Origin of the sequence: Sphingopyxis bauzanensis, assembly GCF_002205675.1 — a bacterium.
Lineage (GTDB): Bacteria > Pseudomonadota > Alphaproteobacteria > Sphingomonadales > Sphingomonadaceae > Sphingopyxis > Sphingopyxis bauzanensis.
Genome location: NZ_NISK01000001.1, coordinates 404,538 through 417,747 on the forward strand (window position 1 = coordinate 404,538; position 13,210 = coordinate 417,747).

A 13,210-nucleotide genomic window follows, 5' to 3' on the forward strand; every position below is an offset into this window, starting at 1 on the left:
TTTTGTAATCGCACTGGCGCTGACCCCGCTTTCCGCGTCCGCGCAGGACATTAGTGGAACGGGCCGTGCAAAGGACGGCGACTCCCTCGACATGGCGGGGATCGTTGTCCGCTTACACGGCGTCGATGCCCCCGAGCTTTACCAGACATGTTCGCGTCAGGGTCAAAGCTGGGCATGCGGGAAAGAAGCGTCGGCGAAACTGGCGCAACTGGTCAATGGTGCCGAATTGCGCTGTGAGCAGCGCGATGTTGATGACTATGACCGGATCGTCGCCAGCTGCACCGCACGGCAAGTGGACCTGGGCCAGGCGATGGTTGAAGCAGGCCTTGCGGTCGCATTGCCACAGTTTAGCGATCGCTATCTCAGCGCCGAGGCGCGCGCCAAGGCCCTCAAACTGGGCATCTGGGCTTCCGACTTCCAGCAGCCGGCGGATTATCGGGCCGCCAATCCCAGGGCACATCGGCCTAAGCCGCAGGCATCCGTCGTGCGCCAGCCTATTGCATCGTCGGCGCCGTCCGGCGTCTATTACCGCAATTGCAATGCGGCATGGGCAGCGGGTGCCGCGCCGTTATACCGCGGCCAGACGACCGAGCGGATCGCCATCGCGCACGCGGTAAGTAGTCAGGAAGGTGAAATTGGCGCCCGCGGGCGCCGACGCCTTCGCATCGCGGAGCCGCTCAAGCAGCGAGAATTTCTGTCCGCCGATAAAATCGGGGTCGACGAAATCCTCGAAGCCGAAGCGGCCCCCATATTCGACATGCCATTTGACCTGATGATAGTCGGCCGGGACCTTCACCGGTCCCGAGCGCGCGATCGCGGGATCGTACAGAACCACCACATCGTCGAAGGCCTTCGGGCCGTCGGCCTCGAACGTCACTTCGACGACGCAGGATTGAGGCACGAGGAGGTTGAGCGCATTTTCCCAGAACACCCGCGCCTGGTAATTGTCGCCGTGCCAGCGCGCCGTGACCGCATTGCTCATGATCGCATCTCGCCTCGGGGGTTAGGACAGCGGAAACTTCGGACCGAAAAGCGCTCGCCACGCCTTCAGCGCCTCGCCATTCCGTCCGCGCCGCGCATGGTCGATGGCCAGCGTCGCCTCGCGGCTCGCCTGCTGGAGGAGGTCGCGTGCGCGAGTCTTGCGCGCGAGATCCATCCCGTCGCTGACCGGCGGTCCGAGGCCGGCCGGATCGGGCCACGCGTCGAAGATCCGGTCGGCGAGCGTCGAGAAGAAGGCCTGGATTTCATAATCGAAGCGGCCGTGCCAGCCGCCGTGGAGGCATTCGAGCGCCATCACCTCGATCAGGAACGACGGCTTGACCGGCTTCTCGCCGTGACGCGCCTGATTGTTCCAATATTTGACCATCCGGACGAGCCCCTTCCATTCGCTGGAAAAGGCCTGATGCGCGGTGGTCGCTTTCTGGGCGTGCGTTTCCGGGTTGGTGCGGATCCACTCGCCGAGGTCGCGGTCGGGAATCTCATAATCGTCGCCGTCGGCGAAGGACGGGACGACGTCGATGCTAAGCACGCGGTAATCGGTATTGTCGTCGGCATCGGGCACGACCCCGAACGAAATGCCGACCGACCGCCCCTGTTTGCGGACCGAGTCCTCGCCATATTTGTCGACCAGCGCCGCATGGAAATCGTCGATCACGACCGACGGCGTCTTCTGCCGGTATGCCTTTTCATCGTCACCGAGCACGAAGAAGATGTCAATGTCCTTGAGCGGCTTGGTCTTGGTCCAGCGCTTGTAAGAGCCCGTCAGAAAGTCGCGGTCGATCGCAAAGCGCGTCCGCAGAAAATCGCGGACTTCGGTGTGGCGCTTGCTCGCATTCGCCTGCTCCTTGTCGTTGAGCTCGAGCCGGCTCTTGAACTTGCGGAAGGCTTCCTCGGTCGTGAGCGTCATGCGCGCCTCCAATAGGCGGCGCTCGCGCCGAGCCCGTTATGATCGATGGTGCTGCCGAGCGCATGGCGTGTCAGCCCGGCGGTCGACCGGCACGCGCCGTCGCCCCAGCCGCTAACGCTCGGGTGCCCGGGCGTCACCTGAAGCACGATGTCATACTTGGCGTGCGACGGCGCGACGCCTGCTTTCTTCATCGCATATTTGAGCTGCTCCATGTCGGCATAGAAACTGCCGTCGCCGCCCGACCATTCATAAGCGATGTCGAGATCCCAGCGATGGATCAGTTCGTCGGTCACCGGATGAAAGATTTCGAGCACGACGCGGCGGAGATGCCCCGACTCCATCCACGAGCGGATCGCGCGCTGGTTCTTTTCCCAGTCGGCGACGAATTGCGCCGGGCTGAGCCCTGCTTCGCGGATGATTTCCTTGAAGCTTCTGAGGATATTGTCGGCCACGAAGGTGACCGAATGGGTGTAGCTATAGGCTGAAACGACGGTCATGATCCGAGAAACCCCGCTGCATCGAAGCTGAGCCCTGCGCTCGCCTCATGCGCAGTGGCTCTCCGATGTCTGCGCGGCCGACGCCGCGTCGACGACCGCGTGGCGCCAGCGCCGCGCGATCGTCCTCGGCGGCTTTTCGACGGGAGCCGACCTCCCCCACGACGCCGCCGACCTCGAAGGGTTCGGCCACAGTCCCGATCACGAGCGGCGGGCGCTGGCCGGCCTTCGTCTCGTCCGCGACGCGTCGGCGCGCCATTGGTGGCGGCAATTTGTCGAAGCCGAGAACGCCGACCAGGCTTTCGCGGCGCTCACTCTGTTGCGCCGGACCGCCGATCGGCGGTCGGCAGCGTGGCTCGGCGTCGACGTCCGCTTCGACCGCGACAGCGATCCGATCGCCTGGCGCAAGGCCGCGCATTGGGAGCTCAACGAGCGCGACTTCTGGAACGAGGCCAGCAAGCGCGAGAAAGAAGCTGCCCGCCAGTTTCTAGACAAGAAGATCTCAAGAAATATCGCGCCCTGGTACCGCGCGGGCAGCGCGACCTGACCGAACCCGGCCAGATCACGCGTCGCGGGGATCGACAATCCGCATCGTATCGGGGTCGATGAGCAAGCGATAGCCGCCCGCCTCGGCGAGCTTATGCGCATAGGCGTCGAGGTCGGGCACGTCGGCACTGACGTCGAGCGGCTTGAAGGCGGTCGAGCGGTAGCGAACCGCCCCCTCGACCGGCTCCATCCGGATCGCCACCGCAAAGCATATCGTATCGCCCGCAAGGTCGGCCCAGTTGTAATAGAGCGCTTCGATCGCCTCGCCCTCCGCCGCATCCAGCTCGGCGCCCTCGAACGCATCAATCTCGAAGCGTGCCACCGGCGCCTTGTTTAGCAAAACATCCCCGGCGATCGCGGCCAGCTCGGACTCCCATATCGCGTCGAAACGAAAGCTCTCGGCGGGCTCGACCCCCGCCCGCGCCCACGCCAAATCCGAACAGAGATGGGCCGATGGCGGCAAACACGCCAAAGGTCGCCATGGCATATGCCGCCGTTCGGGTGCCGCCATCGCTCATGGCAATGGCGAACAGGCCGTAAAACGCGACCGGCAGCAGGATCGTGGGCAGGATAAACTGCGGCATGCGCCAGCTCTTGCGAATTTCGGCCATACTCTCGATGGCGTAGAGCCGCGATTGAGGGACGAGCGATGGTGTGTCTGGGTTGGTCATTACGCGGCCTCCTCAAAACGGGTCTCGTCAGATTCTGGACGCATCAAGCTGGAAAGCGCATCTTCAAGGCTCGCAGCCTCGACCCGCAAATCCGTACAATCCTCCGCAATGTCCAAGAGCGAGCGCAGGGTCGCAGTGGCATCGTTGCATAGCATTCGAACCTCACCTCCCGATCGCTCCACGCGGATCGCGCCCGGCAGTTCGGCAAGCTGCGCTACGGAACGACGGGTGCGGCAGCGGATGGTCGAACCCGCAGTCCCTGCGCGGATGTCATGTGTCGAACCATCGGCGATCACGCGGCCCCGATCGATCACAACGATGCGATCGGCCAGCACCTCTGCCTCCTCGAGATAGTGCGTTGTCAAAAGCACCGCCGCGCCCTCATCGGCGGTGTCGCGAACGGTGCTCCACAGGCCGCGCCGGGCTTCGGCATCGAGGCCGGTGGTCGGTTCATCGAGGATCAGCAGATCGGGCCGCCCGCATATCGCAAGCGCGAATTGCAGTCTGCGCGTCTGCCCGCCCGAAAGCGCGCCCGCCCGGCGGCTGGCAAGATCGATCAGCCCGGCCAGGGCCAGTGTCTCCTCTACCGATCTGGGCATGGGATAATAACCGACCTGAAGCGCCACGATCTCCTCTACGGTCAGGACATCGGGCAGGCTGGCCGATTGCAGCATGATGCCGAGCCGTGCCCGCGCTGCCGGGCGGCGTGGATCGAGGCCGAAAAGCTCCGCCTCTCCGCGATCGGCCAGCAGACGACCCGTCAGAACGCCGACCGCAGTGGTCTTTCCCGCGCCGTTGGGCCCAAGCAACGCGGTCACTTCGCCGGGGCGGATATCGAGTTCGAACCCGGCCAGCGCCTGAACGCTGCCCAATCGCTTTTCCACGGCGATGAGCCGGGCAATGGCGGATAGGTCGGATGTCATGGCAATCTCCCTTGCTGGGTCCGGGTTTTGCCATCCGCGCAAAGCATTTTGCAGTGACATACGGCACTGCCAAAACATGACAAATGTCACTGCCCACGCCGGTGTAACGCGGTCTATCCGAAAGGCAGTCACCCGTTAAAAGGCGGACCTGCCGTCAAAAGAGGACCAGCATGACCAGCACACCCATAAGCCGCATCGTCCGAAAAGCCCTGATCTCAAGCATCGCACTGGTTGCGCCCGTAGCCGCCATCGCGCAGCCCACGCTTATCCGCGATGTGCGCGTGTTCGACGGGGTGGATGTTCACGAAAAGCGCTCAGTCCTGATCGACGGCAACCGGATCGTGGAAGACGACTTTCGGGGCCCCGCACCCGGCGATGCGTGGGTCGTGACGTGTGCTGGCTGCACGTTGATGCCCGGTTTGATCGACGCGCACGTGCACGCCTATGCCGGTCTGGACGATGCGCTGATGTTCGGAGTGACGAGCGTGTTCGACATGTTCACTTTGCCGACCATGACAGCGGCATCGCGGGCGCGCACCGCCGCCCATTTGAATCCCGGCGAAGCGGATCTGTACAGCGCCGGCATTCTAGCAACCGCACCGGGCGGCCATGGCACGCAATTCGGTATCGACGTACCAACCCTGACCGCGCCCGAAAAGGCCGACGCCTGGGTCGCCGCGCGCATTGCCGAAGGGTCTGACTACATCAAGATCGTGGTTGAAGAGGGTGGCGGGGTCATCGGTCGCAGCTTGCCGACGCTCGATCAGCGCATCGTGACCGCGCTGGTCGAGGCAGCGCACCGCCGGGACAAGCTGGCGGTTGTGCATACGATCACCAAGGCGGCTGCGCAGGTGGCGATTGCTGCGGGTGCCGATGGCCTTGTCCACTTCTTTGCCGATGCGCCCGTCGATGCGGAAATGTTGGCCGCGATGAAGGAGCGCGGCATGTTCGTCAGCCCGACCTTTGCGGTGTTCGAGAGTTTTGCCGGTCGCGGGGGAAGCGGCGAACTGGCCGAACATGCGGGGTTTGCCACGCTGCTCGGACGTGAGGCTGTTGCGAACCTTTCAGCGGCCACCGAAAGCGACCGGATAGGCGCCTTTGCCCCGGCTATGCAGGCGAACATTCTGGCGCTGACCAATGCGGACATCCCGATTCTGGCTGGAAGCGACGCGCCCAATCCGGGGACATGGTTCGGCGTGTCGCTGCACCGCGAACTGGAACTGCTCGTCCAGTCGGGCCTCAGCCCGCAACAGGCGCTGGTCGCTGCCACATCAGCTCCAGCGCAGGCGTTCGGGATCGCGGGTCACGGGAGAATCGCAGACGGTGCCTTTGCCGATTTGTTGCTGGTGCGCGGCGATCCGACACGCGATATCGCTGCCACCCGAGATATTGTCGAAGTCTGGAAAGACGGCCAGTCAGCAGAGCCGCTGCGCACGGAACGCCGCGAACAGATCGCTGCTGCCAGCGCTCAGGGCGGAACGGCGAAACCCTTGCCGCAGGATGGGAGGATCGCAACATTCGCGCAGACCGGCGAAACGGTGATGATCGAGGCGCCGTTCGGCAGCTGGAACGTCTCCACCGATGCAATGATGGGTGGCAAATCCACCGCGCAGGCGTCGCTGACCCCGGACGGCGCGCTGCGCCTGACGGGCACGGTCGCAGAGGGCAGTTTTGCACAATGGGCCGGAATTTCATGGATGCCCGGCGAGCGGATGATGGCACCCGCCAATCTTTCAAGCGCAACCGGCATTGCATTTCGCATTCGTGGCTCAGCGAGCGGCCCCGGCGTGATGGGCTTTTCCGAAGCGGGCGGCCAGCAGCCAGCGCTTTCGCAGATCGAGATCGGCGAAAACTGGCGCGACGTCACTGTGCCCTTCGCCGACCTCCCGCGCTTCGACAGCAGCGGAACCACCATGCTGCTGATCGGAATGTTCTCACCCGGCGATTACTCAATCGAGGTTGACCAGATACGGCTGGTTGTAGAGTGAGCTGGACCTTGACAAAAACCTCTCCCTTAGCAGTGTACCCATTCGATAGGCGAATAAGGTGAGCGTTACAGAAAGCATCACGAGCAGACATTCGGCAATCCAGCCGAAAGCACGACATTCACGCCAGACACTTTTTTTGACGAAACGCGCTATTGGCGCCTACAGAACAATTTACTGAAAGCTGGGTGAAACAACAGTTAGGTAAGTTCGACTCCGAACGAATCCATTGACACTTGTCCTGCGCACGATTATTGGAAAGTTGCGAGCCGGGCCCCTCTGGCGGACGATGTGTTAGAGTGCATTGTCTGCGATGTCGGATCGCTCCCCAGAAGGGGGGCTGATCGTCTGGTGCACACAATTCACACATCAGAACTCTGCTACCCTTCGGATCGACATCGAAGGAGGATTTATGGAACGATTTTTCAGGCGACGAGGTGGGTCTGCCGTCACGGGCATTCAATTTGATGCGGGACTGCGCAAGCACCTCACCGGGGTATTCGCCTATATGGGCGGCGGTCTGGTCCTGTCGGCAGCGATTGCTTTCGCTGTCGCCAATATAGTTCCGCTCGCGGCGCTGATTTTCGGCACACCGCTCAAATGGGTGGCCATTTTCGCCCCGCTGGCACTGGTGATGTTCGCCTCATTCCGCTTCGAGAAACTCTCGATGAGCGCGTTGCAGGGCCTGTTCTGGGGCTTTGCAGCGTTGATGGGTGTGTCCTTGGCCAGTGCACTGCTGCTCTTCACGGGCGCAAGCATCGTGCAGGCATTTCTTAGCGCGGCGGTCGTCTTTCTGGCGATGGCGCTGTGGGGCTACACGACCAGGCGCGACCTGTCCGGTTGGGGCAGTTTCCTGATGATCGGCCTTGTCGGGGTTGTCGGCGCATCAATCGTGAATCTGTTTCTGGCGTCCGGCATTCTGTCTCTCATTGTCTCGATCATCGGCGTGATCGTGTTTACCGGTCTGACCGCGTGGGACATGCAACGCCTGCGGAGCGAATATTTCGCCTATAGCGAGATGAACGCGGGCTCCGGGCAGATTAGCCTGGGAAAACTGCAGATGATGGGGGCGCTCTCCCTCTACCTCAATTTCGTCAACCTGTTTCAGATGCTGCTGAGCCTCTTCGGCCAGCGGCAGGAAGGATAAATCATGCGTACTCAAGAAACCGTCGCCTCGATGCTGTGCCCCGTTTGCAAGACCGGGCTATCGATGTCCGACCGAAGCGGCGTGGAGATCGACTTCTGCCCTTCCTGCCGCGGCGTGTGGCTGGACCGGGGCGAGCTCGACAAAATCATCGAACGCACGCAGCCGCCAACCGCTCGGGAAGCGGAAAGTCGCAGCCCGGGGCGGCGAGAAGGTTCGGGTGGGTTGATGGGCATGGCGGCATCGATGCTCCAGAGCGATGACGGTCGCTATGATCGCAGCCGCGATGACCGCTATGATGACCGCTACGACAAGCGGCGTCCACGAAAGAAGAAATCCATCCTGTCCGAATTTTTCGACTGAATGGCACAGGCGTCCGGTCCTTTCGAGAAAGGGCCGGACGCTTTCTTGCAAATATCAGGCGCTTGGGCACTGCGCTCTTTGAGGTCTCCCCATGACCATATCATTCCTCCTGCTCGACCTGTCCATTGTCGCGGCGGCATTTCTCTCTGGCATGTTCTGGTGGTTGGCGAGCCGGAAGCGGCTGCGCCGTATTTGCCGCGACGAAATGCTCGACCACGCTGATTTCAACCGAATGGTCGTTGCCTATAACCGAACCCAGATTCTGAACGCACGCGCCGCGATCGCGACCGCCATTGCGGGCATTTTGGCTGCAATTCGCTTGTCCGGCGCTATGATTGCCGAGCTAATCGCATGACAGTCCTCTTCATGATCGTTGGCCTGTTTCTCCTTGCGATCGGCGGTGATATTCTGGTCCGCGGCGCCGTCGGTGTCGCATCGAGGCTCGGTATCTCGCCCTTGCTAGCCGGACTGACGATTGTCGGCTTTGGCACCTCGACGCCAGAACTGGTCACCAGTCTGTTCGCCGCTTTCGAGGGCGCGCCCGGTATTGCGGTTGGCAATGTGATCGGCTCCAACGTTGCCAATATTCTGCTTATTCTCGGTGCATCTGCGCTGATCCTGCCTTTGGCGATTAACCCTGCGGGATTCCGGCGCGACGGTCTGGCGCTGGTCGGTGCGACCTTCGCCTGCCTGATCGCCGTACTCTTGGGTTACCTCAGCCGTCCGGTGGGCTTCGCGCTTATGGCTCTGCTTGTCGGCTATATCCTCTGGGCATATCGTAGCGAACGACGACGCCCTGACGCAGAAGCGGAAATGCACGAACATGTCGTGGCTGAAGTGACCATTCATGGCATGAGCCTGATCGCTGCATTGGGCCTCGCCATCGCGGGGATCATCGGCACGATCCTTGGTGCACGGCTGCTGGTTGATGGTGCGATTGTGATCGCTCGCGATTTCGGCGTAACGGAAACCGTGATCGGCCTCACTGTCGTTGCGGTCGGTACGTCACTGCCCGAACTTGTCGCCTGCATCATTGCGGCCTTGCGCCGGCACCCGGACGTTGTGCTGGGTAACATCATCGGTTCGAACATCTACAATGTTCTCGGCATTCTGGGCGTGACGGCGATTGTTCATCCAATCACGATTCCGCCGCAAATTGCAGCGTTCGATGTTTGGGTGCTGCTTGGCGCGACGGCGTTGTTGGGCCTGTTTTTACGGACGGGATGGACCCTCAAACGCTGGGAGGGCGGTGTATTTCTCATGCTCTATGCGGGGTATGTCTGGTATCTGACCGTTTGACTAAAGGCCCACCTGGATGAGCATGTCACCAAACCCTCCCACGCTTCGCCAACGCGTGCGTTCAATCGTCGAAACTCGCCAATTTGAGCATACCATCACCGCCGTGATCGTGATCAACGCGGTCGGACTTGGGTTGGAAACTTCGCCTGAAATTATGTCGAGCGTCGGCAGGGTCATCTACACCCTTGACCGGCTGGCAATAGCGATTTTCGTGGTCGAGCTTGCGCTGAAGCTATTCGTCTACCGCCTGAACTTCTTTCGCAGTGGCTGGAACGTCTTTGACTTCGTGATCGTCAGCGTAGCGCTGATACCGGCCTCGCAACAGTTTTCCGTGTTGCGCGCACTGCGTGTATTAAGAGCCCTCCGGCTAGTCTCGGTCGTGCCCAGCATGCGCAAGGTGATCGTAGGGCTGTTCAGCGCGATCCCCAGCATTGGCACGGTCATTCTTTTGCTGGGCCTGCTGTTCTATATCAGTGCGGTCATGGCCACCAAACTCTTTGGCGCGGCATTTCCCGAATGGTTCGGCACCCTCGGAGCGTCGCTGTATTCGCTGTTTCAGATCATGACGTTGGAAAGTTGGTCGATGGGGATCGTCCGCCCGGTAATGGAGCAATTTCCCTATGCCTGGGCCTTCTTCGTGCCCTTCATTCTGCTCACGAGCTTCATCGTCCTCAACCTTTTCATCGGTGTCATCGTAAACGCCATGTCCGAAGCAACCGACGAGGAAGCGCACGACGAACGCGAGGAAATCTTGAGCGAGTTGCGAGCGTTAGGTGAGGAATTGCGAAATCTTCGCAGGACTGTCGACGGAAAAAACTGAAGCGGGTCTTTTAGCCGCTCGTTCGCGGCGAATTTTCCGCTTATCGCCTAGAACGCCGCTACACTTGGCTCCTCCGAAATTGATCAAGCAACCATCAGTGCGGATCGATCGAAGTTGCCACAGACAGGACATCTCAGGACAGCTCGACCTGTCTTGCGCTACCTGTCCAAACTCTCAAAAAGCGAATTCGATCGATACCAGGGGTGCATGACCGATTACATCAGGTCCATCGTCCTCGAAATCCTGTTGACGCAGATAGACCAGGCCGAGCGAGAGATTGTCGTTCACATCATAGGAAACACCAACCTGAGTGCGCAGACCGGTTATCCCTTCGTCGCTGCCAACATTGTTGCCTCGCAACGTCCAGAACAGTTCCGCATCGGCCTTCGCCGACCATCGGCCTTCCGGATCGATCGGGACATACACGCCCAAGCGTGGACGCAGCCTCAGGCCCATGCGATCGGCATCGTCGACGAAGCGCTGTTCCAGGCGCAGCCGTGTTCGGAAGATGCCGTGACTGCCGGACAGCTGCTGCATCAGGCGCAACTCGTCGCTGCCGCCATCGTTGATGCGGCGTTCCACCGCGCCAGCGAGCGTGAACTCGTCAGACAGGTCCTGCTTCACCCATAAGCGCGCAAAATATGTATCGACCCTGCCGTCCTCACTGCTGCGAAAACGCTGCGCAGTCTCGAGTTCTATGCCGGTATCCTCATCCAGGTCGGTAGATACTGAAGGGTTCAGCCAGAACTCCAATGCTTCGTCCTGAGCCGAGGCCGGAGATGCCATAATGGCACCTCCGGCGGCGATGGCGGTAAGCAGACTACGCATCATTCAGATGGAGCCACGACCAGGCGGGTACCCTGCGGCTGAAGCGAACGGGCCGAGGGACCGAGCGCTCCTCGCAGTGTTGCGATCTGCTGCGCACTCGCCTCGACCGGAGTGTCGGCTACGTGCCAGTTCACCCCCTCGCTGCAGGGAGGCGTGGTGAGCGAACCCATATATCGATAGACGTCGAGGTCCTCCGGCACCATGCTGTCAATGTCGAAAGTCACCGCAGTGCCGTTGCCGCCCGCATGCGCTTCGAGAATGTTGGCGAGGCCAGCATTGCTCTCGCCTTCCTCGAACATCACGCCCAGAACGCCCAGTCTGCCGTCGTCGGTTGCGTGAACGAAATGGGCAACGAGCGGGAAGCGCTCGCCGTTGATCGCGTGCTCGGATGGCGTGTGGAAGTGAACCTGAAGCAGGTTGAACATCATCCCGCCCGAATTCATTCCCTTGCCTTGCGCGTCGGTAAAATCGACCTGCACCTTTTCTTCGCCCAGCGCCATCGTTCCCGATGCGCTTCCGAACATGGTCGCCAGTTCGACGTCGGCGCGCGCGTTCGGTGTGCCGAGGTCGATCGGCGACTGGTTAAGGCCGGCATCGCACAGCGCATAGTCGGTATTTTCGAGCGACCAACGCTCGTGGGTAACGCCGTCGCCGAAGCTCCAGTCCTTTTCCTGCGCCACGGCGACAGTCGAGATGCCAAGCGCGAGTGTGGAGGCAAAAATGAATTTTTTCATGATGTGTATCCTTGAGTAAAACCGGATCAGAAGCGGTATGCGAGACCTGCGCTCACGACCCAGGGGTCAAGCGCATGCTCGCTTTGCAGAGCGACCGTATCTCCGGCGGTGAAGGTCGCGGTGGTGCCGACGAAGTATCGCTTTGCGTCGAGCGAAAGCTTGAGGCCGCGATCGTTCAGCGGAACGTCGAGGCCTGCCTGCAGGACAAAACCGAATTCGTCCGACAGATCGACTTCGGTGGTGCCAAAAGCAGCGGCATCGGCACCTACATCCTCTCCGAATATCAGGAAGTAGGTCGGGCCTGCGCCGAGATAGGGCTTGAAGCCGCCGCCGAGATCGAAGTGATATTTGGCTGTCACGGTCGCCGGAAGGATGACCGCATCGTCGATGAGTTCGGCCCCGGCGAGCGCACCGGCGCCGCGCACGTCATGGGGCGTCACACAGCAGATCGTCTCGAGCGAGAAGTTCGGGGCAATGAAATACTCGATGGCAATCGTCGGCACATAGGAATCGGTGGCGCGGGTCTGCGACCCGGCCGGAAGGTCGATGAGATCCGTTTCGACCTCCTCGATTTCACCATTGGGGAGAACGCCGGTCGCGAACCCCTTGACCTGGATTGAGCCAGCCTCCTGGGCCACGGCGGGCGCGGCGAAGGGAAGCGTGAGGACGCTTGCTGCGAGCGCTGCTAAATATCTGGACATGTTGAAAATCCTTATGGCTCGGAGAACCGGCTCCCTCATCAGGGCGAGACCGGGTTCCGAGGGGATCAGTTGGTCTGGTAGGGGAGCGAAGAGTGATGGAGGACGATGCGAAGCTTGCCGTCCGCCCCGCGCACATAGCCCCAGGTCTTGTCGACGGTGGTGCGGTTGCCAGAAGCGTCGATGACCGTGACATTGCCCATGGAGGTCGCCGAATTACCGTTGGTCAGGATTCCAGCATTCTCGATTTCGTAGCTCCGCCAGCCCTTGAGGGCGAAGCCGCTGTCTCCGGGATAGGCGGGATTCCCTCCAACGAAATACGAGATGGCCCCGTCACGATCTGTACGGAAAGTGGTCGGCGCGGCTGCGAGGGTGGGTTTGAACAGGACCGGGCCAAGCCCGTAACCATAGGCGCTATCGATCACGTTCTCAGCAAGTTGCTTGGCTGCAGCATGCCCCTTTGTGTCGTATTCGGTCGCGATGGCTACGAGCGCATAGCCCCAGGCGCGCTGGGCGGCTTCTACCTCGGCGGCAGTGATCGGCGCATGTGTTGGCGCTGCGACCACATTCGAGCCGGCAGCAACAGCCGATTCCTGGGCCATCGCCGGGGTTGCCAGGGCAGCGAGGGGAAGAACGAGTGCAAGGCCCGCGCGGCGAAGGTTGGCATTCTTCATCTGACAACTCCTTTGTTCGGCAGCTAAGAAATTTCATCGCTGCGGGTCAGGTTTTAGATTGGCTGCATCGCCATGACGCTGAGATAGCCGCATGAATGAGGCCGCAAATCCGCCGGATGGCAGGC

17 protein-coding genes and 1 pseudogene are annotated in these 13,210 nt (G+C 61.2%); 8 read left to right on the forward strand and 10 right to left on the reverse strand.

The window, feature by feature from the left end; all coding sequences use genetic code 11:
• Nucleotides 1–91: 91 nt before the first annotated feature.
• A pseudogene (locus CDQ92_RS21525) lies at nucleotides 92–349 on the forward strand (thermonuclease family protein); the annotation flags it as partial.
• Nucleotides 350–568: 219 nt separating this feature from the next.
• Here CDQ92_RS21525 and CDQ92_RS01950 read toward each other — a convergent pair.
• From CDQ92_RS01950 to CDQ92_RS01960, 3 genes are read right to left on the reverse strand one after another with little or no spacing between them, the layout of a single operon-like run.
• Nucleotides 569–982 carry a hypothetical protein gene (locus tag CDQ92_RS01950; RefSeq protein ID WP_201792021.1) on the reverse strand — a complete coding sequence of 138 codons (414 nt, stop codon included), beginning with the start codon at nucleotides 980–982 and terminating at the stop codon, nucleotides 569–571.
• A gap of 21 nt (nucleotides 983–1,003) precedes the next feature.
• Nucleotides 1,004–1,906 carry a CBASS oligonucleotide cyclase gene (locus tag CDQ92_RS01955; protein WP_088439590.1) on the reverse strand — a complete coding sequence of 301 codons (903 nt, stop codon included), beginning with the start codon at nucleotides 1,904–1,906 and terminating at the stop codon, nucleotides 1,004–1,006.
• Complete coding sequence (locus CDQ92_RS01960; RefSeq protein ID WP_088439592.1) at nucleotides 1,903–2,403, reverse strand: HORMA domain containing protein; 501 nt, start codon at nucleotides 2,401–2,403, stop codon at nucleotides 1,903–1,905. Before CDQ92_RS01960 ends, CDQ92_RS01955 begins: the two co-directional genes overlap by 4 nt.
• Before the next feature lie 316 nt (nucleotides 2,404–2,719).
• Here CDQ92_RS01960 and CDQ92_RS01970 point away from each other — a divergent pair, with 316 nt between their 5' ends.
• The gene (locus tag CDQ92_RS01970) at nucleotides 2,720–2,947 is read left to right on the forward strand and encodes a hypothetical protein (RefSeq protein WP_088439596.1); all 228 of its coding nucleotides are present in this window, start codon (nucleotides 2,720–2,722) and stop codon (nucleotides 2,945–2,947) included.
• A gap of 15 nt (nucleotides 2,948–2,962) precedes the next feature.
• On the opposite strand, the gene CDQ92_RS01975 is transcribed toward CDQ92_RS01970, so the two are convergent.
• Genes CDQ92_RS01975 through CDQ92_RS01980 form a run of 3 tightly spaced genes read right to left on the reverse strand, consistent with a single transcriptional unit; the run spans nucleotide 2,963 to nucleotide 4,630 of the window.
• Nucleotides 2,963–3,268, reverse strand: coding sequence for a hypothetical protein (locus tag CDQ92_RS01975; RefSeq protein ID WP_144035671.1), 306 nt, complete (start codon nucleotides 3,266–3,268; stop codon nucleotides 2,963–2,965).
• Nucleotides 3,249–3,617 carry a hypothetical protein gene (locus tag CDQ92_RS20725; RefSeq protein ID WP_144035672.1) on the reverse strand — a complete coding sequence of 123 codons (369 nt, stop codon included), beginning with the start codon at nucleotides 3,615–3,617 and terminating at the stop codon, nucleotides 3,249–3,251. Before CDQ92_RS20725 ends, CDQ92_RS01975 begins: the two co-directional genes overlap by 20 nt.
• On the reverse strand, nucleotides 3,617–4,630 hold the full coding sequence (locus CDQ92_RS01980; protein WP_229667644.1) for an ABC transporter ATP-binding protein: 1,014 nt from the start codon (nucleotides 4,628–4,630) through the stop codon (nucleotides 3,617–3,619). Before CDQ92_RS01980 ends, CDQ92_RS20725 begins: the two co-directional genes overlap by 1 nt.
• A gap of 80 nt (nucleotides 4,631–4,710) precedes the next feature.
• On the opposite strand from CDQ92_RS01980, the gene CDQ92_RS01985 reads away from it, so the two are divergent.
• From CDQ92_RS01985 to CDQ92_RS02010, 6 genes are all read left to right on the forward strand, one after another.
• The gene (locus tag CDQ92_RS01985) at nucleotides 4,711–6,528 is read left to right on the forward strand and encodes a CIA30 family protein (RefSeq protein ID WP_088439602.1); all 1,818 of its coding nucleotides are present in this window, start codon (nucleotides 4,711–4,713) and stop codon (nucleotides 6,526–6,528) included.
• Between the two features lie 409 nt (nucleotides 6,529–6,937).
• Nucleotides 6,938–7,672, forward strand: coding sequence for a Bax inhibitor-1/YccA family protein (locus CDQ92_RS01990; protein WP_088439604.1), 735 nt, complete (start codon nucleotides 6,938–6,940; stop codon nucleotides 7,670–7,672).
• A gap of 3 nt (nucleotides 7,673–7,675) precedes the next feature.
• On the forward strand, nucleotides 7,676–8,032 hold the full coding sequence (locus tag CDQ92_RS01995) for a TFIIB-type zinc ribbon-containing protein (RefSeq protein WP_088439606.1): 357 nt from the start codon (nucleotides 7,676–7,678) through the stop codon (nucleotides 8,030–8,032).
• A gap of 91 nt (nucleotides 8,033–8,123) precedes the next feature.
• The gene (locus tag CDQ92_RS02000; protein ID WP_088439608.1) at nucleotides 8,124–8,387 is read left to right on the forward strand and encodes a hypothetical protein; all 264 of its coding nucleotides are present in this window, start codon (nucleotides 8,124–8,126) and stop codon (nucleotides 8,385–8,387) included.
• Nucleotides 8,384–9,331, forward strand: coding sequence for a calcium/sodium antiporter (locus tag CDQ92_RS02005; RefSeq protein WP_088439610.1), 948 nt, complete (start codon nucleotides 8,384–8,386; stop codon nucleotides 9,329–9,331). The genes CDQ92_RS02000 and CDQ92_RS02005 overlap by 4 nt, the downstream gene beginning before the upstream one ends.
• Before the next feature lie 16 nt (nucleotides 9,332–9,347).
• Nucleotides 9,348–10,151: an ion transporter gene (locus tag CDQ92_RS02010; RefSeq protein WP_088439612.1), complete on the forward strand. Its 804-nt coding sequence runs from the start codon at nucleotides 9,348–9,350 to the stop codon at nucleotides 10,149–10,151.
• 174 nt (nucleotides 10,152–10,325) lie between these two features.
• On the opposite strand, the gene CDQ92_RS02015 is transcribed toward CDQ92_RS02010, so the two are convergent.
• The 4 genes from CDQ92_RS02015 to CDQ92_RS02030 form a co-directional block, all read right to left on the reverse strand.
• The gene (locus CDQ92_RS02015) at nucleotides 10,326–10,982 is read right to left on the reverse strand and encodes a DUF2490 domain-containing protein (protein ID WP_229667645.1); all 657 of its coding nucleotides are present in this window, start codon (nucleotides 10,980–10,982) and stop codon (nucleotides 10,326–10,328) included.
• Nucleotides 10,979–11,713, reverse strand: a complete 735-nt coding sequence (locus CDQ92_RS02020; RefSeq protein WP_088439614.1) for a carbonic anhydrase — start codon at nucleotides 11,711–11,713, stop codon at nucleotides 10,979–10,981. Before CDQ92_RS02020 ends, CDQ92_RS02015 begins: the two co-directional genes overlap by 4 nt.
• Before the next feature lie 26 nt (nucleotides 11,714–11,739).
• The gene (locus CDQ92_RS02025) at nucleotides 11,740–12,414 is read right to left on the reverse strand and encodes an OmpW/AlkL family protein (RefSeq protein ID WP_088439616.1); all 675 of its coding nucleotides are present in this window, start codon (nucleotides 12,412–12,414) and stop codon (nucleotides 11,740–11,742) included.
• A gap of 65 nt (nucleotides 12,415–12,479) precedes the next feature.
• Nucleotides 12,480–13,085 (reverse strand): phosphoribosyl-AMP cyclohydrolase, encoded by a 606-nt coding sequence (locus tag CDQ92_RS02030; RefSeq protein WP_088439618.1) that lies wholly within the window; start codon nucleotides 13,083–13,085, stop codon nucleotides 12,480–12,482.
• Between the last annotated feature and the right edge of the window lie 125 nt (nucleotides 13,086–13,210).

Excerpts from the sequence above, each read along its gene's own strand:
- CDQ92_RS01950 (WP_201792021.1), bottom strand. The coding sequence starts at position 982 with ATGAGCAATGCGGTCACGGCGCGCTGGCACGGCGACAATTACCAGGCG.
- CDQ92_RS01955 (WP_088439590.1), bottom strand. The coding sequence starts at position 1,906 with ATGACGCTCACGACCGAGGAAGCCTTCCGCAAGTTCAAGAGCCGGCTC.
- CDQ92_RS01960 (WP_088439592.1), bottom strand. The coding sequence starts at position 2,403 with ATGACCGTCGTTTCAGCCTATAGCTACACCCATTCGGTCACCTTCGTG.
- CDQ92_RS20725 (WP_144035672.1), bottom strand. The coding sequence starts at position 3,617 with ATGACCAACCCAGACACACCATCGCTCGTCCCTCAATCGCGGCTCTAC.
- CDQ92_RS01985 (WP_088439602.1), top strand. The coding sequence starts at position 4,711 with ATGACCAGCACACCCATAAGCCGCATCGTCCGAAAAGCCCTGATCTCA.
- CDQ92_RS01990 (WP_088439604.1), top strand. The coding sequence starts at position 6,938 with ATGGAACGATTTTTCAGGCGACGAGGTGGGTCTGCCGTCACGGGCATT.
- CDQ92_RS01995 (WP_088439606.1), top strand. The coding sequence starts at position 7,676 with ATGCGTACTCAAGAAACCGTCGCCTCGATGCTGTGCCCCGTTTGCAAG.
- CDQ92_RS02000 (WP_088439608.1), top strand. The coding sequence starts at position 8,124 with ATGACCATATCATTCCTCCTGCTCGACCTGTCCATTGTCGCGGCGGCA.
- CDQ92_RS02005 (WP_088439610.1), top strand. The coding sequence starts at position 8,384 with ATGACAGTCCTCTTCATGATCGTTGGCCTGTTTCTCCTTGCGATCGGC.
- CDQ92_RS02010 (WP_088439612.1), top strand. The coding sequence starts at position 9,348 with ATGAGCATGTCACCAAACCCTCCCACGCTTCGCCAACGCGTGCGTTCA.
- CDQ92_RS02015 (WP_229667645.1), bottom strand. The coding sequence starts at position 10,982 with ATGATGCGTAGTCTGCTTACCGCCATCGCCGCCGGAGGTGCCATTATG.
- CDQ92_RS02020 (WP_088439614.1), bottom strand. The coding sequence starts at position 11,713 with ATGAAAAAATTCATTTTTGCCTCCACACTCGCGCTTGGCATCTCGACT.
- CDQ92_RS02025 (WP_088439616.1), bottom strand. The coding sequence starts at position 12,414 with ATGTCCAGATATTTAGCAGCGCTCGCAGCAAGCGTCCTCACGCTTCCC.
- CDQ92_RS02030 (WP_088439618.1), bottom strand. The coding sequence starts at position 13,085 with ATGAAGAATGCCAACCTTCGCCGCGCGGGCCTTGCACTCGTTCTTCCC.